This window comes from Streptomyces sp. NPDC002057 (assembly GCF_040296665.1).
Lineage (GTDB): Bacteria > Actinomycetota > Actinomycetes > Streptomycetales > Streptomycetaceae > Streptomyces.
The window spans coordinates 50,391-69,408 of sequence record NZ_JBEOXR010000025.1; the positions used below are offsets into that span (position 1 = coordinate 50,391).

At 73.4% G+C, this 19,018-nt stretch carries 15 protein-coding genes; 5 read left to right on the forward strand and 10 right to left on the reverse strand.

From position 1 onward, the window contains the following. Positions 1-38: 38 nt before the first annotated feature. Positions 39-1,532, reverse strand: coding sequence for a DNA-binding protein NsdB (locus ABT129_RS20385; protein WP_351903135.1), 1,494 nt, complete (start codon positions 1,530-1,532; stop codon positions 39-41). A 234-nt stretch (positions 1,533-1,766) separates the two neighbouring features. Between ABT129_RS20385 and ABT129_RS20390 the strand changes: the two genes are divergently transcribed. The 3 genes from ABT129_RS20390 (at position 1,767) to ABT129_RS20400 (ending at position 7,515) form a co-directional block, all read left to right on the forward strand. Further along, on the forward strand, positions 1,767-2,894 hold the full coding sequence (locus ABT129_RS20390; protein ID WP_351903137.1) for an aminoglycoside phosphotransferase family protein: 1,128 nt from the start codon (positions 1,767-1,769) through the stop codon (positions 2,892-2,894). Between the two features lie 343 nt (positions 2,895-3,237). Next, the gene (locus tag ABT129_RS20395) at positions 3,238-5,157 is read left to right on the forward strand and encodes an N-acetylmuramoyl-L-alanine amidase (protein ID WP_351903140.1); all 1,920 of its coding nucleotides are present in this window, start codon (positions 3,238-3,240) and stop codon (positions 5,155-5,157) included. Positions 5,158-5,316: 159 nt separating this feature from the next. Beyond that, the gene (locus tag ABT129_RS20400) at positions 5,317-7,515 is read left to right on the forward strand and encodes a terpene synthase family protein (RefSeq protein WP_351903143.1); all 2,199 of its coding nucleotides are present in this window, start codon (positions 5,317-5,319) and stop codon (positions 7,513-7,515) included. 75 nt (positions 7,516-7,590) lie between these two features. On the opposite strand, the gene ABT129_RS20405 is transcribed toward ABT129_RS20400, so the two are convergent. The 7 genes from ABT129_RS20405 to ABT129_RS20435 form a co-directional block, all read right to left on the reverse strand. Further along, the gene (locus ABT129_RS20405; protein WP_351903146.1) at positions 7,591-7,956 is read right to left on the reverse strand and encodes an RNA-binding S4 domain-containing protein; all 366 of its coding nucleotides are present in this window, start codon (positions 7,954-7,956) and stop codon (positions 7,591-7,593) included. A gap of 17 nt (positions 7,957-7,973) precedes the next feature. Next, complete coding sequence (locus ABT129_RS20410) at positions 7,974-8,474, reverse strand: hypothetical protein (RefSeq protein ID WP_351903148.1); 501 nt, start codon at positions 8,472-8,474, stop codon at positions 7,974-7,976. Positions 8,475-8,875: 401 nt separating this feature from the next. Next, positions 8,876-9,268, reverse strand: coding sequence for an ACT domain-containing protein (locus ABT129_RS20415; protein WP_351903151.1), 393 nt, complete (start codon positions 9,266-9,268; stop codon positions 8,876-8,878). A gap of 34 nt (positions 9,269-9,302) precedes the next feature. After that, on the reverse strand, positions 9,303-10,469 hold the full coding sequence (locus tag ABT129_RS20420; protein WP_351903153.1) for a thiolase family protein: 1,167 nt from the start codon (positions 10,467-10,469) through the stop codon (positions 9,303-9,305). Continuing rightward, the gene (locus ABT129_RS20425; protein ID WP_351903156.1) at positions 10,462-11,520 is read right to left on the reverse strand and encodes a thiolase family protein; all 1,059 of its coding nucleotides are present in this window, start codon (positions 11,518-11,520) and stop codon (positions 10,462-10,464) included. The genes ABT129_RS20420 and ABT129_RS20425 overlap by 8 nt, the downstream gene beginning before the upstream one ends. Beyond that, positions 11,517-12,476: a Zn-ribbon domain-containing OB-fold protein gene (locus tag ABT129_RS20430; protein ID WP_351903159.1), complete on the reverse strand. Its 960-nt coding sequence runs from the start codon at positions 12,474-12,476 to the stop codon at positions 11,517-11,519. Before ABT129_RS20430 ends, ABT129_RS20425 begins: the two co-directional genes overlap by 4 nt. Positions 12,477-12,615: 139 nt before the next feature. Further along, complete coding sequence (locus ABT129_RS20435; RefSeq protein ID WP_351903162.1) at positions 12,616-13,416, reverse strand: crotonase/enoyl-CoA hydratase family protein; 801 nt, start codon at positions 13,414-13,416, stop codon at positions 12,616-12,618. A gap of 184 nt (positions 13,417-13,600) precedes the next feature. Between ABT129_RS20435 and ABT129_RS20440 the strand changes: the two genes are divergently transcribed. Continuing rightward, positions 13,601-15,277 (forward strand): acyl-CoA synthetase, encoded by a 1,677-nt coding sequence (locus ABT129_RS20440; RefSeq protein WP_351903165.1) that lies wholly within the window; start codon positions 13,601-13,603, stop codon positions 15,275-15,277. A 47-nt stretch (positions 15,278-15,324) separates the two neighbouring features. Here ABT129_RS20440 and ABT129_RS20445 read toward each other — a convergent pair whose 3' ends face one another. Next, on the reverse strand, positions 15,325-16,854 hold the full coding sequence (locus tag ABT129_RS20445) for an alpha/beta fold hydrolase (RefSeq protein ID WP_351903168.1): 1,530 nt from the start codon (positions 16,852-16,854) through the stop codon (positions 15,325-15,327). A gap of 103 nt (positions 16,855-16,957) precedes the next feature. Here ABT129_RS20445 and ABT129_RS20450 point away from each other — a divergent pair, with 103 nt between their 5' ends. Next, positions 16,958-17,779 carry a pentapeptide repeat-containing protein gene (locus ABT129_RS20450; RefSeq protein ID WP_351903171.1) on the forward strand — a complete coding sequence of 274 codons (822 nt, stop codon included), beginning with the start codon at positions 16,958-16,960 and terminating at the stop codon, positions 17,777-17,779. Positions 17,780-17,972: 193 nt separating this feature from the next. Here the strand turns inward: ABT129_RS20450 and ABT129_RS20455 are convergent, their stop codons facing one another. Continuing rightward, positions 17,973-18,839: a GNAT family N-acetyltransferase gene (locus ABT129_RS20455; protein ID WP_351903174.1), complete on the reverse strand. Its 867-nt coding sequence runs from the start codon at positions 18,837-18,839 to the stop codon at positions 17,973-17,975. Positions 18,840-19,018: the final 179 nt, after the last annotated feature.

The following is a 19,018-nucleotide window of genomic DNA, read 5'->3' on the forward strand; positions in this document are numbered from 1 at the left end:
TCGTGGTCGCCGTGGCGGACGACGGGCCGGTCGGCCCCTCAGGCCTGTCCCGTCCTCGGACGGTTGACCGGCGACCTCGGCAGGGCCTGCTCGATCTCCTCACGCAGGTGCTCGATCCTGGCGTAGCCGGCGTACTGCCCGGTGAGCCGGTACATCTCCCGCAGCCGGTCCCAGGTGCGGTGGGAGGAGGTCTCCCCCATCGACATCAGGGCGAGCCTGGCGTACCGGTCGGCCTGCTCCGGGTCGTCGGCGATGAAGCAGGCGGAGGCCAGCGAGATGTGGTCGAAGAGCTTCGAGCGGTCGTGGCCGCCGCGCCGCAGTTCGATCGCCAGCTTGGCGTGGCGCTGCGCGGGGACCGCGGCGGTGGGGTCGTGGTCGGCGAGGGTCCGGTAGGCGAGGGCCTGCATGCCGTGCATGTCCGCCTCGTCGAAGTTCTGCATCCAGCTCGGCGTCCGCTCGTCGCGCCGGTCGGACACGAACAGGTCCTCGGCCTCTCCGAGGGTGCGGCGCATGGCCTGCCCGCGGCCCATCGAGGCCTGCGCCCAGGCCTCGATCGTGTGGAACATGGCCCGGGTCCGGGGCAGCACCCGCTCGCCGGAGCCGTCCTTGGCGAGCTTCATGAGGTCGAGCGCGTCGTCGGGCCGGCCCAGGTGCACCATCTGGCGTGCGGCGCGGGACAGGGCCTCACCGGCCCGGGGCCGGTCGCCGCCCTCGCGGGCCGCGTGGGCGGCGATCACGAAGTACTTCTGGGCCGTGGGTTCGAGGCCGACGTCGTGCGACATCCAGCCCGCGAGGACGGCCAGGTTGGCGGCGACGCCCCACAGGCGCCGCTGGAGGTGGTCGGCGTGGCGGTAGGCGAGCATGCCGCCCACCTCGTTGAGCTGGCCCACCACCGCCTTGCGCTGGAGGCCGCCGCCCCGGGAGGCGTCCCAGGCGCGGAACACCTCCACCGAGTGCTCCAGTGCCTCGATCTCCTCCGACCCGATGGGGGCGGCCTCGTAGCGGTCGAACCCGGCGGGGTCGGCGTGGAGGGGATCGGTGGCACGCTGGGGGGTGGACTGGCGTGCGGGGTCGGTCTGCAGCCAGTCGTGCATGGCGTTGCTGAGTACGGAGCCGGCGGCAAGCGCGGCACCCGCGCCCACCAGGCCGCGTCGGTTGAGCATGAGGTCCATTCCCGTGAATTCGGTGAGGACCGCCGCCGTACGATCGGGTGCCCAGGGCAGCCCGTCAGGGTTCTCCGTCTTCCTGACGTCCTGCCGCTTTCCGGCGCGCCCGTGTCGTACGAACCCGAGGTCCTCGATGGTCACGACACGGCCGAGTCGCTCGGTGAACAGTGCTGCCAGCACCCGGGGAACGGGATCGCGCGGGGTCTCACCGCGGTCGATCCAGCGCCGGACCCGCGAGGTGTCGGTCGCCAGCTGCGGGTGGCCCATGGCCGCCGCCTGCCGGTTGACGAGTCTCGCGAGTTCGCCCTTGGACCAGCCGGCCAGGCCGAAGAGGTCTGCCAGGCGGGTGTTGGTTTGTCCGGTCACGTCTAAGCCCCCAGGTTCTCGGCTGAGTTGACAGTAACCCCCTGTCATAGGGCTGGCGACTATTCGCCAGGGTTCGCCAGGGTGCGCCCGATGTTCCGCCACCCGCGCCCGGGTGTCAGGTAGGAAAGCGCCACCCCGCCCCGCCGACCGGCCCTCATTCCCCAGGGTGCGGACCGGGGGGCGGGCGGGGCGACGCACGCAACTCGTCGGACCACGAAGGGATCTGTCACCTCCATGTACACAGCATCGTCCTCCGTGTCCGCCCCGCCCCGGCCGCAGCACCGCATCGTCCCGGCCGGCGCCGGGCCCTACCTCGCTCCCGCCCCCCAGGCCGTACGGCCGAGGCGCTGGGCGGCCGGCACGGGTACCCAGACGGTCAGCGGGAGAATCGATCTGTCAGGCCCCCAGGGGGCGCAGCTGAAGATGGCGATCGCCTCCGTCCACCGCATCTGCCCGGAGTTCAACCCGGTGCAGGTGCTGCGGCGCAGCGGCCGGTCGGTACTGATCGTCGGGACGACCGGGCGGACCACGGCGGTCGCGAAGTGTTTACTGGACCATTCCCCCGCGTGGGTCGAGCGGTTCCGGCACGAGATAGCTTCCTACCGCTCCTTCGTCCGCCACCGTCCGCCGGTGCGGGCGCCGCGGCTGATCGCGGCGGACCCGGAGAACTGCACGCTGGTGATCGAGCGGATGCCCGGGCGGGCCGCGGCGCTCTCGCGCCACCCCGTCGAGGCTCCGCCGCGGGCCGACGTCCGGGCCGCGCTCGGCGCGATCACCCGGCTCAACGCCTGGCGGCCGCCGACCGGGACCTTCGACGCCCCGCTGGACTACGGCACCCGGATCGCCCGCTACCACGAGCTCGGTCTCTTCACCGACCGGGACCGTGACGACCTGCAGAAGCTGCTGCACGGTCTGGCGCACGCGGGTGGCCGTCAGGGCATGGGGCAGTTCTGTCACGGTGACGCCCTGCTCTCCAACATCCTCCTCTCCCCCACCGGACCGGTCCTGGTCGACTGGGAGCACGCGGGGTGGTACCTGCCCGGATACGACCTGGCGACCCTGTGGGCGGTCCTCGCGGACGCCCCGCTGGCCCGGCGGCAGATCAGTCAGCTCGCCCAGCAGGCGGGTCCGGCCTCCCGGGACGCCTTCCTGGTCAACCTGATGATCGTGCTGACGCGGGAGATCCGTACCTACGAGACGGCGGTGCACCGCACCATGAAGGAGGCTCCGCCGGCCGGTTCCGTGCCGGTGCCCACCGGGGCGCTCGCGCCCGGTGAGGAACAGCGGCTGCTTCTGAGGCGGCTGCACGACGACTGCGCCATGGCACGGCGGGCCGTGCGCGCGGCGGTCGGGACGCGCTGAACGGGCGGGTCCGACCGACGACACGGGGGAGGGTGCGCCGTGCGCCCGGTGCCGACACACCGGGACGCGGCGCACTGGCGTGTACGCCCCCGCCGCGCGTCCCGGAGCCTGGCCAGTGGTCCACTCCACTGACGCGCCCCAGGCCCGGGGCCCGTCGCCGCGAAACTCCGCCGGATGGCCTCCTTTCCCGCTCTGACGTGGGAACTTCTCTTTTCTGAGGCGTGATTGACGGATCGTCCGGGAGCCGATACCCCTGTACGGGTTCGGTCCCGCACCCCCGGTGTCACCCCCGCCTCTGGAGGCTGCCTTGCCTCGTACGGCTTCACGTCGTCGACCACGAACGGTGGTCGCCCTCGCGTCCGCCGCCCTGCTCCTGCCCCTGCTGTCGGCCGCTCCGCCGGCCGGTGCCGGTGTGCCCGCGTCCGGCTCGCTCCAGGGCGACTTCGCGCGGGCCGCCGCACGCCACGGCGTACCCGAGAGCGTGCTGCTCGCCGTCTCGTACCTCCAGTCGCGCTGGGACTCGCACGGCGGTGCGCCGAGCGTGACCGGGGGCTACGGGCCGATGCACCTGACGGACGCGGTGACGGCGCTGACCGAGGCCGTCCCGCACCATTCGGAGGACACGGAGGACGCGCGCGGCGACTCCTCCCGGGCCGTGCGCCCGGGCGGCCACGCACCGGTCCCGGCCGCGGGTTCGCTGCCCGCGCGACTGCGCACCCTGGAGCGGGCGTCCGCGCTGTCCGGGATTCCGGGCGAGGAGCTGCGGACCGACCCGGCGGCGAACATCGAGGGCGGGGCGGCGCTGCTCGCCGCGGCGCAGCGGGAGGCCGGGCTTCCGGCGAGCGCGGACCCGGCCGCGTGGTTCGGGGCGGTGGCGCGCTACTCGGGCGCGGACGACTCGGCCACGGCGACGACGTACGCGAACGACGTGTTCGACGTGATCCGGACCGGGGAGTCCCGGACGACGGACAGCGGACAGGTGGTGACGCTCCGGGCCGCGCCGGCGGTCGCGCCCGCCACGGAGCAGCTGGCCGGCCTCGGGCTGCGCCGGCCCGGGTCCGGGCCCGTGGAGTGTCCGCGCACGGTGGCCTGCGAGTGGATCCCCGCGCCGTACGAGGAGTTCGGCGACGGCGACTACGGCAACCACGACAAGGCGGACCGGCCCTCCGCCCAGTCGATCGACTACATCGTGATCCATGACACCGAGGCGGTCTGGGACACCACCCTGGACCTGGTGCGGGACCCGACGTACGTGTCCTGGCAGTACTCGCTGCGCTCCTCCGACGGGCACATCGCCCAGCACCTGGCGCTCAAGGACGTCGGCTGGCACGCGGGCAACTGGTTCGTGAACGCCAAGTCGGTGGGTCTGGAGCACGAGGGCTTCCTGACGGCGCCCGACTCCTGGTACACGGAGGCGATGTACCGGACGTCGGCGCGGCTGGTCCGGTACCTCGCCGCCCGGTTCGACATCCCGCTCGACCGGCAGCACGTCCTGGGCCACGACAACGTGCCCGGCACGGTGACGTCCACGATCAGGGGCATGCACACCGACCCGGGGCCGTACTGGGACTGGGCGCACTACTTCCGGCTGCTCGGCCGTCCGATCACGCCGAGCGCCGGTCCGGCGGCCGGAGTGGTCACGATCCGGCCCGACTACGGCGACCACCGGCCGGTCTACACGGGGTGTGTGACGGCGGGGGTGGCGTGCGCGCCGCACGGGAGCGGGGCGGTGCGCCTGCACACCGGGCCGGACCCGGACGCGCCCCTGGTGACGGACATCGGTCTGCGGCCGGGCGGGGAGGCGTCGACCACCGGGGTCAACGACACCGGGGCGCGGGCCTCCACGGGGCAGAGCTACGCGGTGGCGGAGCGCCGGGGCGAGTGGACGGCGATCTGGTACCTCGGGCAGAAGGCGTGGTTCCACAATCCGCGGAAGGAGCCGACGGCCGTGAACGTCCGGGGTCTCGTCCTGGAGCCCCGCGAGGGGCTCGCGTCGGTGCCGGTGTACGGGCGGGCCTACCCGGAGGCCTCGGCGTATCCGGCGGGGGTGCCGGTGCAGGCGGTGTCGCCGCTGCCGTACCGGCTGCTCGCGGGGCAGCGGTACGTGGTGGGCGACCGGACCCCGGGCGAGTACTACTTCGCGCCGGTGTTCGACAGCAGTGGGCACCAGGTGGTGCGTGGTCAGGAGGAGTACTACCAGATTCAGTTCGGCCATCGGGTGGCCTTCGTCAAGGCGTCTGACGTGCGGGTTTCCCGGGCCTGACGGAGGTCTGGCCGAAAGGTGCGGGGTGGTGCCGGGCGGGCTGTCCGGCACCACCCCGTCGGCGTTCATAGGACTATTCGGAAGATCGCGTGCGCCGTACGGGCGACGGGTAAAGGTGGGCCCGACAACGACCTCGCTCACCGGAAGGCCCCCCAGCACATGCCTCAGCCCTTCGTTATGCCGGATTTCTATGTTCCGTATCCGGCACGGCTCAACCCCCATGTGGAGGCCGCCCGCACGCACACCCGGGACTGGGCGCGGGAGATGGGGATGCTGGAGGGCTCGGGGGTCTGGGAGCAGCACGACCTCGACTCCCACGACTACGCGCTGCTCTGCGCGTACACGCATCCCGACTGCGACGAGGAGTCCCTGAACCTCGTCACGGACTGGTACACCTGGGTCTTCTTCTTCGACGACCACTTCCTGGAGATCTTCAAGCGGACCCAGGACCGGGCGGGCGGCAAGGTGTACCTGGACCGGCTGCCGCTGTTCATGCCGGCGGACCCCGCGACGGGGATGCCCGAGCCGACCAACCCCGTCGAGGCGGGTCTCGCCGACCTCTGGCGACGAACCGTTCCCTCGATGTCCGAGGGCTGGCGGGTGCGGTTCGCGGAGGCGACGGAGCACCTGCTCAACGAGTCGCTCTGGGAGCTCGACAACATCAACGAGGGGCGCGTCGCCAACCCCGTCGAGTACATCGAGATGCGCCGCAAGGTGGGCGGGGCGCCCTGGTCGGCGGGGCTCGTCGAGTACGCGGCGGGGGCCGAGGTCCCGGACCGGGTGGCCCACTCCCGGCCCCTGCGGGTGCTCAGGGACGCCTTCTCCGACGCCGTCCACCTGCGCAACGACCTCTTCTCGTACCAGCGCGAGGTGGAGGACGAGGGCGAGAACAGCAACGGCGTGCTCGTCCTGGAGCGGTTCCTCGGCTGCACGACGCAGGAGGCGGCGAACGCCGTCAACGACCTGCTGACCTCACGACTCCACCAGTTCGAGAACACGGCCCTCACCGAAGTGCCGCTGCTCGCCGCCGAGAAGGGTCTCACGCCCGAGGAGTGCGCGGCCGTGGCGGCGTACGCCAAGGGGCTCCAGGACTGGCAGTCCGGCGGTCACGAGTGGCACATGCGCTCCAGCCGGTACATGAACGAGGGCATGGTCGGCGGCCCCACGCACCTGGACGGGATCATCGGCACCTCCGCCCTCGACATCCGGAACCTGTTCGGGCGGTCGGCCACCTCCCGGCTGCGGACGCTCACCCACGTGCCGCACCAGCACGTCGGCCCCTCGCTGCTGCCGGAGTTCGACCTGCCGTACCCGCTCACCCTCAGCCCCCACCACCAGGAGGCGAAGCGGCTCTCCGAGGACTGGGCCGAGCGGATGGGCCTCCTGGACGACATCTGGGACCGGCCGCTGATGGACGGCTTCGACCTCGCGCTCTGCGCGGCGGGGCTCGACCCCGACGCCACCCTGGAGGAGCTGGAGCTCAGCTCCGAGTGGCTCACCTGGGGGACGTACGGGGACGACTACTACCCGGCGGTCTTCGGCCGGCCGCGCGACCTCGGGGGTGCTAAGCGGCAGACCGAGCGGTTCAAGTCCTGCATGCCGCTGGAGGATCCGGCCCTCGGGGCGGGGCTCGCCGTCAATCCGATGGAGCGCTCGCTCGCCGACCTCTGGGCACGGACGGCGGGCCCGATGGCGCCGGACGCCCGCGCGCAGCTGCGGACCGCGCTCGACCTCATGCTGGACAGCTGGCTCTGGGAGCTGCACAACCAGGCCCAGCACCGGGTGCCCGACCCGGTCGACTACATCGAGATGCGCCGCTCCACCTTCGGTTCGGAGATGACCACCCTGCTCTGCCGGCTGCGGCACTCCGAGGCGCTGCCGGCCGCGCTCTACCTCACGGGCACGGTGCGCTCCCTGGAGCGCTCGGTCATGGACTACGCGACGCTCCTCAACGACCTCTTCTCCTACCAGAAGGAGATCGAGGTCGAGGGCGAGGTGCACAACGGCGTCCTGGTGCTGCAGAAGTTCTTCGACTGCGACTACCCGACGGCGGTCGCGATGGTCGACGACCTGATGCGGGGCCGGCTGCGCCAGTTCGAGCACGTCAAGAAGCACGAAGTGCCTCTGCTCTACGCGGACTTCGGGCTCGACGCGGAGGGCAGGGCGGCCTTCGAGGCGTATCTGCGGGAGCTGGAGGACTGGCTCGCCGGGATCCTCAACTGGCACCGGAGCGTGCGACGTTACCGGGCCGAGGACGTGCACTCGGGAGCCGGCACCACCCTGCTGCGGAGCGGTCCCACCGGCATCGGCACCTCGGCCGCGCGGGTGGCCGCGCTGATCGGCTCCACCGCGCGCTGAGACGCGGACCGTGCGCCGAGACACGAGGGAGGCCGCCTCCGGGATTCTCCGGGGGCGGCCTCGTACCGGTTCGTGTCAGGCGCGGCGGCCGCGCAGCCCGTCGAGCTCGCGGCGGTCCCGCTTGGTCGGTCGCCCGGCGCCCCGGTCGCGGACCGCGGCCACGGCGACCTGTTCGCGCGGCGGCGGGGGCGGGCTGTTGTCCACGAACGCCTCGGCGGCGACCGGCGGGCCGATCCGCTTGGCGTGGAGCACCTTGACCTCGACGATCCGCTCCCGTCCGCCGTGGAAGAGCCGGACCTCGTCACCGGGCTTCACGGGCTGGGCGGGCTTGGCCCGTTCGCCGTTGACCTTGACGTGTCCGGCCCGGCAGGCCGCGGCGGCCTGGGCACGGGTCTTGGTCAGGCGGACCGCCCAGATCCAGCTGTCGACGCGCGCGCTCATCGGCCCCCGCTCCCCCGTCAGCCCTGCTGGAACAGCTCGGCGGGCAGCGGCTTGAGCAGCGCGTAGAGGTCGTCGGTGATCGGCCGGTCCCAACTGGCGATCGTCACGAGGACGTTGTCGCTGCGGTCGAACTGGACGCAGGAGATGCGGCTCTCGGAGAGCTTGAGGCGGCGGACGATGAGGAGGTTGTCGCCCTGCATCACCGGGACGTCCTCGGTGTCGAGGACCTCGACCGGCTCGTCGTTCTCCAGGGCGGCCAGGAGCTGCGCCACCTCGAAGGGGATCTGGGTGTCGGCGAGCTCGCGCGCCGGCGAGCCCTCCGGCAGGTTGCCGATGATCATCGCGGGGCCGCGGCCGCCGAACAGGTCGTACCGGAGGAAGACGCCCTGGCAGGAACCGTCGGGGGCGGGCAGCAGACCGGCGCCGAGGTTGCCGGGCCAGTCCCCCGGATCCATGGCCAGGACGTCGAAGTCCGGGCCCGCGGGAGTGGCGGCGCTACGGCGGCGGAGGAAGGACATACGGCCATGGTACGTGCCCCGGCGCGCGATGCGACGCGCCGGGCGGCTCCGGGAGGCCGGCCTCGCCCGACGGGCTCCCGGGGCTCCCGTCCGGCGTTCCCGAGACCCTGGGCGAGGCCCCCGCGATCGATCGTGAGCCGTTCGTGGAGGGCCGCCGGGAGCCGGCCGACGGCGGCCGTGTCGACGTCGAGGGCGGCGGAGGCCTTCTGGTCTCGGACGGTGAGCCCGGCGGCGGCACGCTCACGCGCGGTGAGCGCGTCCGGGCCGACGAGGGGCCGCACGCGCCGGTCGGCGGGAGCTTCGCGCGGCCCGCGGGCGGCAGACCTCGGCGGTCACCCGGAGCGCCCGACCGGTCGCGGAGGGCGGCCCCGCCACTCCGCGCGGCGCGGCGCGGGGCGCCGTCAGCTCTCCGCGAGCCGCTCCAGGACGGCCAGCGCCTCCTCCGCGCGCGCGTGCTCCACGAAGAGGTGGTCGTGGTGGAATCCGGCCACCACATTGCAGCTCAGACCCGCGTCGGCGAGCGCCCCTGCCACGGCGGCCGTCAGCCCGACCGCGTCGAGCGCGGAGTGCACCCGCAGCGTGATCCGGCCCGCCACGTAGTCGTACGGGAGGGCTGCGGCGTCCGCCTCCTCCTGGCGCACGACGAGGGTGAGCCCCTCGGATTCGGCGACGGTGACCACCGGGGCGACCCCGTCCGGGGCGGGGCCGTCCACCGTGGTGAAGACGTAGCGGCCGGGGTCGAGCTCCGGCCGCATGCCGGTGAGGAGCCTGGTCAGATCACGTTCCGCGTTCATGGGCGCCAGGGTATGCGCCGCACGCGGTGGCCGGTCAGCCGGTGGGCGGGGTGTCTCCGACGAGCCACATGGCGAAGAACTGGGCGCCGCCCCCGTAGGCGTGGCCGAGGGCCCGGTGCGCGCCGTCGACCTGGTGCTCGCCGGCCTCCCCGCGGACCTGGAGGGCGGCCTCGGCGAAGCGGATCATCCCGGAGGCTCCGATGGGGTTGGTGGAGAGCACTCCGCCGGAGGGGTTCACGGGCAGGTCCCCGTCGAGCTCGGTCACCCCCGCCTCGGTGAGCTTCCAGCCCTCGCCCTCCTCGGCGAAGCCCAGGTTCTCCAGCCACATCGGCTCGTACCAGGAGAACGGCACGTACATCTCGACGGCGTCGATCTCCCGGCGGGGGTCGGTGATGCCGGCCTGCCGGTAGACGTCGGCGGCGCAGTCCCGGCCGGCCTGGGGCGAGACGAAGTCCTTGCCGGCGAAGAGGGTGGGTTCGCTGCGCATCGCCCCGCCGTGCACCCAGGCCGGGGGCCGGGGCGAACGGGCCGCGCCGGTGCGGTCGGTGAGGACCATCGCGCAGGCGCCGTCCGAGGAGGGGCACGTCTCGGAGTAGCGGATGGGGTCCCAGAGCATCGGCGAGGACTGCACCTTCTCCAGGGTGAGGTCGTGCTCGTGGAGATGGGCGTAGGGGTTCTTCAGGGCGTTGCGCCGGTCCTTGTACGCGACGAGGGAGCCGGTCGTGTCGGGGGCGCCGGTGCGGCGCATGTAGGCCCGCACGTGCGGGGCGAAGAAGCCTCCGGCGCCGGCGAGCAGGGGCTGCTGGAAGGGCACGGGCAGCGAGAGGCCCCACATGGCGTTGGACTCGGACTGCTTCTCGAAGGCGAGGGTGAGGACGGTCCGGTGGACGCGGGCGGCGACCAGGTTGGCGGCGACGAGGGCGGTGGAGCCGCCGACCGAACCGGCCGTGTGCACCCGGAGCATGGGCTTGCCGACGGCGCCGAGCGCGTCGGCGAGGTACAGCTCCGGCATCATCACCCCCTCGAAGAAGTCGGGGGCCTTGCCGATGACCACGGCGTCGATGTCCGCCCAGGTCAGCTCCGCGTCCGCGAGGGCGCGGACGGCGGCCTCGCGGACGAGTCCGGCGAGGGAGACGTCGCCGCGGGCGGCGACGTGCTTGGTCTGCCCTATGCCGACGACGGCTACTGGCTCTTTAGGCACGGGAGTCCCCTTCCAGGACGGCGACCAGGTTCTGCTGCAGGCAGGGGCCCGAGGTGGCGTGGGCGAGGGCGCGGTCGGAGTCGCCCCGGTGGATGCGGGCGGCGGCCTCGCCGAGCCGGATCAGGCCGGCGGCCATGACGGGGTTGGCGGCGAGGGCTCCGCCGGACGGGTTGACCCTCACCCTGTCGTCGAGGTCGAGGGCCTTGGCGAGCACGACCTCCTGGGAGGTGAAGGGGGCGTGGAGCTCGGCGGTGTCGACGGGCCGCTCGAAGGCTCCGGCGCGTTCGGCGGCGAGGCGGGTGGAGGGCGAGTCGGTGAGGTCGCGGACCCCGAGGGAGTGGGCCTCGACGCGGTGGTCCATGCCCCGGATCCAGGCGGGTCGGGCGCAGAGTTCGCGGGCCCGGTCCCCGGCGGCGAGGATGACGGCGGCGGCCCCGTCGCCGATGGGCGGGCAGTCGCCGGTGCGCAGCGGCCGGACGACGTAGTCGCCCTGGGGGCGGGCGCCGGGCAGTTGGGCGTGGGGGTTGTCCGTGGCGTCCCGCCGGCTGCGGGCGGCGATCGCGGCGAGGGCGGGTTCGTCGGTGTCTCCGGCGTCGACGAGCGCCTGCGCCTGGAGGGCGGCGAGGGCGACGGAGTCGGGCCAGAGCGGGGCGAGGTAGTACGGGTCGAGCTGGCGGGTGAGGACGTCGCGGACGGAGCCGGGCGAGGCCTTGCCGTAGGAGTAGACGAGGGCGGTGTCGGCCTCGCCGGTGAGGAGCTTCACCCAGGCCTCGTAGAGCGCCCAGGCGCCGTCCATCTCGACGTGCGACTCGGAGATGGGGGGCCAGGCGCCGACGCCGTCGAGGGCCATGGTGAAGGAGAAGGCGCGTCCGGCGAGGTAGTCGGAGGAGCCGGAGCAGGTGAAGTCGATGTCGGAGGTCTTCAGGCCGGTCCGGCGGAGGACGTCGTGCAGGACGGGCATGACCATCTCCACCTCGGAGAGGTCGTCGGTGCGTCGGCGGTGGTCGGTCTGGGCGAAGGCGACGATCGCCACCTCTCGGTCCGGCCTCACAGCAGCTCCTTGTAGGTGTCGTAGTCGGCGTCGGGCTCGCCGGTGGGCCGGTAGTGGTCGGGGTAGCGGCCGTCCTCGCTCCACACGGGTTCGACGCGCAGGCCCATCCGGACCTGGTCGTAGGGGATGCCGGCGATGCGGCCGTGGAGGGCGAGCCCGGCGCCGTCGAGGGCGATGTGGGCGTAGACGTACGGCACCTCGATGTCGGCGTTCTTCGCCTTGATGTTGACGATGCAGAAGGTGGTGACGGTGCCCGCCGGGCCGACCTCGACCTGGTCGGTGGTGGCGACGCCGCAGGTGGGGCAGGCGCCCCGGGGTGGCACGTACACCTTGGCGCAGGAGGGGCAGCGCTCGCCGACGGTCCGGCGCTCGGCGAGCGCGTGCAGATAGCGGGTCTGGGCGCGGCCGGGGCTGTACGTGTAGTCGAGGCGCGCGGGCGCGACGATGCCGGTGACGGGGTCGGCGAACAGGCCGTCGTGGGGCCGCGGTCCGGCTCCGGGGTCGCTGTCGTACGGCTCGAAGCAGGCGATGTCAGTGATCGCGCCGGAGCGTTCGGCGGCCCAGCGGACGCGGACCCGGAGGCCGGTGCGGACGGCTTCGGGGCCGGGTGCGTCGAGGGCGTGCAGGAGGGCGGTGTCGGCTCCGTCGAGGCGGACGAGGACCCACGCGAAGGGGGTGGCGAGGGGCTGGTCCCGGCGGGGCTCGGGGTTCCAGGCCCAGGTGGTGACGGTGCCGGTGGCGGCGACCTCGACGAGGTCGCGGAGTTCGGCGGCGGTGGCGGGGTCGTACTCGACGGGCGGGACGAGCACCTGGCCGGCCTCGGTGCGCACCCCGAGGACGGTCCTTTCGCGCAGTCCGGTGAGGAAGGCGGACTGGACGGGGCCGAGGGAGCGGGTGAAGGGGAACTCCACGACGAGGGGGGCGCGGAGGGTCTCCGGCGGTGGGGTGACGGTCATGTGCGGGCTCCTTGGTGGCGGTGGGGTGGGCGTACGGTGGGGCCGCCGTGCGGGGCCTTGTACGGCGGCGCCGCGGTGCGGCCCCGCCGGCGTTCGGGGCGCGGGGGTCCGGGGGCGTGGCCCCGGCGTCGGGACGGCCTCACTCCCGGCGGTAGACCGCCGCCCGCTTCTCCGCGAACGCCCGCGCCCCCTCCTTCGCGTCCGCCGTGTCGAAGATCGGCCATCCGCGCTTGAGTTCGGCGGCCAGTCCCTCGGTCTCGGTCATCTCGGCGGTCTCGTAGACGGAGGCCTTGACGGCCTCGACGGCGAGCGGACCGCAGGCGTTGACCCGTTCGGCGAGGTCGAGGGCGGCGTCCAGCGCCGTGCCGTCGGGGACGACCCGTCCGACGAGGCCGATGCGGGCGGCCTCCTCCGCCGTGTACGGGCGGCCCGTGAGGAGCATTTCGAGGGCGTGGGTGCGGGCGATCTGGCGGGGCAGCCGGACGGTGGAGCCGCCGATGGGGAAGAGGCCGCGCCTGACCTCGAAGAGACCGAAGGTGGCGGAGGCGGCCGCGACCCGGATGTCGGTGCCCTGGAGGATCTCGGTGCCGCCCGCGACGCAGTACCCCTCGACGGCGGCGATGACGGGTTTGCGGGGCCGGTGGTGGCGCAGCATCGCCTTCCAGTGCAGGTCGGGGTCGGCCTTGAGCCGGTCCCGGTACCGCTCGCCCTCCATTCCCTTCCCGGCGAGGGCCTTGAGGTCCATGCCGGCGCAGAAGGTGCCGCCCGCGCCGGTGAGGACGACGGAGCGGATGCCGTCGTCGGCGTCGGCCTCCAGCCAGCCGTCGTAGAGGCCGACGAGCATCGGCAGCGAGAGGGCGTTCTTGGCCTCGGGCCGGTTCAAGGTGAGTACGAGCGTGGCGCCTTCGCGCCGTACGCCGAGGTGTTCGGTGCCACCCATGGGGGTCTCCCGTCTCCAGTTCTGGAACAGGTTGCAGGAGCCGGGGGTCCAGTTCAATAGTTTTCTGACACCCAGTCAGATTCTTCTGCGCACCCCCTTCCCCCCGTCGCCGGTCGGCGCTCTAATGACCGCCGAGTCAGTGCGCACGCGTACGAGTCAGAGCGAGCCGGGGTCAGGAGGAACGGTGGAGTACAACCTTGCCGACCTGTTCGAATCGGTCGTCGACGCGGTCCCCGACCGCGAGGCGCTGGTGTACGTCGACCATCCGGGGACGGGCGAGGAGCGCCGGCTCACCTACGCCGAACTCGACTCCGCCGCCAACCGGATCGCCCACCACCTCACCGACGCGGGCATCCGGGCCGGTGAGCACCTCGGACTCCACCTCTACAACGGCGTCGAGTACCTGCAGACCGTCCTCGCCTGCCTCAAGGCGCGGATCGTGCCGGTCAACGTGAACTACCGGTACGTGGAGGAGGAGCTCGTCTACCTCTACCGGGACGCCGACCTGGCCGCACTCGTCTTCGACGCCGAGTTCACCGACCGGGTCGCGGCGGCGCTGCCGCAGACGGAGAAGCTGCGGCACCTCGTGCGGGTGGGGACCCCGCCCGAGGAAGCAGCCGGGCTCGACTCCGTGCCGTTCACCGAGGCGGAGGCGGCCGGATCGCCGGAACGGGGCTTCGGCCCCCGCTCGGCCGACGACCTCTTCATCATCTACACCGGTGGGACGACCGGGATGCCCAAGGGGGTCCTGTGGCGCCAGGAGGACCTGTTCTTCGCCGGGCTGTTCGGCGGGGACCCCTCGGGCGAGGCGGTGAAGCGCCCCGAGGAGCTGGCCGAGCGGGTCGCGGCCGGCGGCGCCGGCATCACCTTCTTCCCCGCGCCGCCGCTCATGCACGGCACCTCCACGCTGACCGCGTTCATCGCCTTCAACTACGGGCAGCGGGTCGTCCTGCACCGCAAGTACGTGCCGGAGGAGGTCCTGCGCACCCTGGAGAAGGAGAAGGTGTCCAGCATCTCCCTGGTCGGGGACGCGATGCTGCGGCCGCTCGTCGACGCCCTGCGCGGGCCGCTGAAGGGCACGGACCTCTCTGCCCTGTTCAGCCTGTCCTCGTCCGGGGCGATCATGTCCGACACCGTACGGGCCCAGCTCCAGGAGCTGATGCCGAACGTCCTGCTCCTCAACAACTTCGGCTCCACCGAGTCCGGTTCCAACGGCCGCGCCACCGACGACTCCGGCCCCGCCAAGGGCTTCCGGCTGCACGTCAACGAACGCACCCAGGTCGTGGACCCCGCGACCCGCGTCCCCGTCGCCCCCGGCGACATCGGACGGCTCGCCCAGCGCGGCCACGTGCCGCTCGGCTACTACAACGACCCGGCGAAGACCGCCGAGACCTTCTTCGAGCGGGACGGGGTGCGCTGGGTGCTCCTCGGCGACATGGCGACCGTGGACGAGAGCGGGGTGGTCACCGTCCTCGGGCGCGGCTCCCAGTGCATCAACACGGGCGGCGAGAAGGTCTACCCGGAGGAGGTGGAGCAGGCCCTCAAGTCCCACCCCGACGTGTACGACGCGCTGGTCGCCGGAGTGCCCGACGCCCGCTGGGGCAACCACGTCGCGGCGGTCGTGCAGCTCCGCGCGGACGCCCCGCCGCTGGACCTGGAGTCGGTCCAGGCCCACTGCCGGCCCCGTCTCGCCGGATACAAGGTGCCCCGTCAGCTGGTCCTCGCCGACCGCATCCAGCGCTCCCCCAGCGGCAAGGCGGACTACCGCTGGGCCCGCTCGGTGGCGGTCGACGCGGACACGGCGGATCCGGCGGCGGAGGCCGGCCGGGGCGCGGACGGCGGACCGGGGTCGGACGGGTAGGGCCGGTCCCTCGGCTCACGCCCGGCCCACGCCGGAGGACAGGCGCGCTAGGGGGCCCGGAGGCCGAACTCCCTGATCGCGGCGAGGAACTCGTCCGGCCGGTTCGTGTGGAGGAGGTGTCCCGCCTCGATCGGGACGAGGCGGGCGTCGGGGAGGCGGTCCGCCAGCCAGCTCAGGCGGTCCTGGGAGACATGGCTCGTCGGGCCGCCCGCCAGGACGAGGGTGGGGGCCTTGATCTCCGGAACGTCCTCGCGCCAGGCGGGGTCGGGCGCGTTCAGCTGGGCGTCGGTGGAGGGGACGATCTCCCAGTCGAAGGCGAGGGGGCCCTCGGGGCGCACCGCCGGGGGACGCGGCGGGTCGAGCGGGAAGAAGACCGGGGGCTCCTCCAGGACGAGCCGGCCGACGAGTTCCGGTTCGCTCCGGGCGAGCAGGTACGCGGCGGCGGCGCCCATCGAGTGGGCGACGACGGTGGCACCGGTGAGGCCGAGGGCCCTGAGGAAGCCGCCGAGCTCGTCGCGGAAGACGTCGAAGCCGTAGCGGCCTGGCCGGTCGCTCAGTCCGTGACCGCGCAGGTCGACCGCGTAGACCCGGTGGTCGGCGGCGAGCTCCGCCGCGATCCGCGTCCAGGTGGTGCCGGACTCGCCGCGCCCGTGGACCAGGACGACCGGCGGGGCGTCCTCGGATCCCCGTACCCGGTAGGCGAGACGTACGCCGTCGACGGTGACCGTACGGACCTCCGGATCGAGGAACGCGACGACCGGGCGGACGAAGGCGTCCGGGTCGTCCACCCAGGGGAAGTGACCGGCGCCCGGCAGGACGACCAGCTCGGCCCGCGGGAAGCGGGATGCGGCCTCGGCCGCCTTCGCCGGGGTGGGGCCCGCGTCGTACTCCCCCGCCAGGACCAGCACCGGGGCCGTGAGCGCGGTGAGCGCGCGCCGGGTCGCCTCCGGGTCGTACGCCCCCTCGCCGTGGTAGGCGGAGACGGCCTCCCAGCGCGTCTGTCCCACCGTGCCCGCCGCGTGTTCCCGGGCGGCCTCGTCCCAGCGGCCGTACGCGAAGGGCGCTACGGCCTCCCAGACGCGCGGCAGCGGCGTGTCCGGTCCGATCGCGTCGAGCGCGGCCCGTGCCTGCGGGTACCAGGAGCGGTCGGCGAAGACCTCGGCGGCCTCGTCCCACTCCTCGTCGGTGGTGACGACGCCGAGCGCGCGGGCCGCCGAGGTGACGAGCACGAGGGAGCGGATCCGCCCGGGATGCGCGGCGGCGTACAGGGTGGCGAGGTTCCCGGCCGCCGAATGGCCGAGGAGGTCGATCCGCTCCAGGCCCAGGTGGGCGCGGAGCGCCTCGACGTCGCCGACCTGCCGGTCGCAGCGGTAGGTGCCGGGGTCGGCGGGCTCGGCGCTCGCCCCGGTGCCGCGGGCGTCGAGCAGGACCAGGGACCGGTGGGCGGCGAGTCCGCCGAGGTCACCGAGGTAGGAGGCGTCGCGCATCGGCCCGCCCGCCAGGCAGACCAGCGGCTCGCCCTCCCCCTCGATCCGGTAGCTGAGCACGGTTCCGTCGTACGTCGTGAAGGTCGGCATGCGCCGATCCTCACCGACCCCGGATGATCTTCGCAAACGGTTTCGCGGCCCGCGCGATACGGTGGACGGACCGTCCCCGACCAGCTGAGGAACCGTGTCCACCGTGACCGAGACCCCCGCCGCCGACGCCCTGCGCGGCGACTGCGCCAACTGCTTCGGTCTGTGCTGTGTGGCGCTGCCCTTCGCGAAGTCGGCCGACTTCGCCGTGGACAAGGCGCCCGGCGAGCCCTGCAGCAACCTCCAGGACGACTTCCGCTGCGGCATCCACACCCGGCTGCGGACGAGCGGCTTCCAGGGCTGCACGGTGTACGACTGCTTCGGCGCCGGCCAGCAGGTCTCCCAGGTGACGTTCGGCGGGGTGTCGTGGCGCGAGGCGCCGGAGACGGCGAGCCGGATGTACGACGTGTTCTACGTGATGCGCCAGCTCCACGAGCTGCTGCGCTACCTCACCGAGGCGCTGGCCCGCCCGGCGGCCCGGCCCGTCCACGGGGAGCTGCGGACCGCTCTCGCCCGGATCGAGGAGCTCACCGGAGGCTCCGTGGACGCGCTGGAGCAGCTGAGGGTGCCCGAGGTGCGCGCCGACGTGAACGGGCTGCTGCTGCGGACGAGCGAGCTGGTCCGCGCGGCGGCCGGCGGGAGGCCGAAGAGCCGGCGCGGGGCGGACCTGATCGGGAAGCGGCTGCGCGGGGCGCGGCTGCGGGGCACCGACCTGCGCGGGGCGCTCCTGATCGCCGCCGACCTGACGGGCGCCGACCTGAGCCTCACGGACCTGATCGGCGCGGACCTGCGGGACACCGATCTGTCGGGCGCCGACCTGACGGACGCGCTCTTCCTGACGCAGCCCCAGCTGAACGCGGCGCGCGGGAACGCCGAGACCCGCCTCCCGGAGGGTTTCGAGCGCCCCGCGCACTGGACGACCGCCTGAGGCACCGGAGTCACGAGGAGCCCGCCGCGTCGCGCCGGACCGTCACGTGGAGCGCCGGGCCCGTGCTGGGCGAGTCCTGCGGGCGGACGCCCCCGACGGTGACGGGACCCCGGCGGTCCGTGCCGGTGGTGACGTGGAGCCGGCGGCCCCGGGACGGCTTGGCGTCCGTGCGGCGCCCGAGCCTCCCGGGCCTCTAACCGCCGTACGTGTACGGGGTCGTGGTGGAGAGGGTCAGGAACCCGAGGCGCCGCAGGATCGGCCGGCTGGTCTCGGCCGCGTCGACGTGGACGTACCGGTGGCCCCGCTCCGCGGCGATGCGCGCGCGGTGGGAGACGAGGGCGCGGTAGAGGCCGCGGCCCCGCCACCCCTCGACGGTGCCGCCGCCCCAGAGGCCGGCGAAGTCGGTGCCGGAGCAGAGTTCGAGTCGGGCCGCGCTGACGGGTTCGCCCGCGGCGAGGGCGACGACGGCGGTGACGGTCTCCGGGTCGGCCGCGAGCCGGTCGAGCAGCTGGCGCCCGATGTCGCCGCTGTCGGAGCCGAAGGCGCGTTCGTGGACCTCGACGACCTGGCGGATCCCCGCCTCGTCGGTGACCGCGCGGAGTTCGACCCCCTCGGGCAGCGGTACGTCGTGGGGCAGCGCGGCGGCCTCCGCGACCATCAGGGTCTCGGGGTCCTCGGGCGTGAAGCCCGCGGCGAGGAGCCTCTCGCCGAGGTCGGCGGGGGTGTCGTGCGCGAACAGCTTCCATTCGAAGGACAGGTCGGCGGCGCGGTAGTACGCGATCTGCTCGGCGATGGCGCCGTCGCAGCCGGGGGCGTCGAGGCCGGACCAGAGGACGCCGTTCCAGGCGTGGGCGGGTCCGGTCTGCCGGACGACGTCGCCGACGCGCTCGACCCGGCAGCCGGGTCCGTCGGGCCGGGCCTCCCGGCGCAGCTGACGGTCGTAGAGGTCACGGAGGTGCCGGATCTGCGGGTTCGGCTCGGTCTGCGGGCTCGCCGGGGTCTGCGGGCCGGGCTCGGTCCGGTGGGTCTGCTCGGTCCGGTGGGTCGGGTGCGTATCCATGCCGGTCACTCCAACACCCCTGCTCAGGAACCGGCAACGGGATTTGCCGGGCCGCCGCCGCCCGGGCGCTCGCGCGATCGGGGAAATGTTCCTCCGACCCCTTGCCAAGCCCCGGGTACCTCCGGATTTACTGGCCCGGAACGGGTCGACCGAATGATCGGTAGTCCGTTTTACGACCG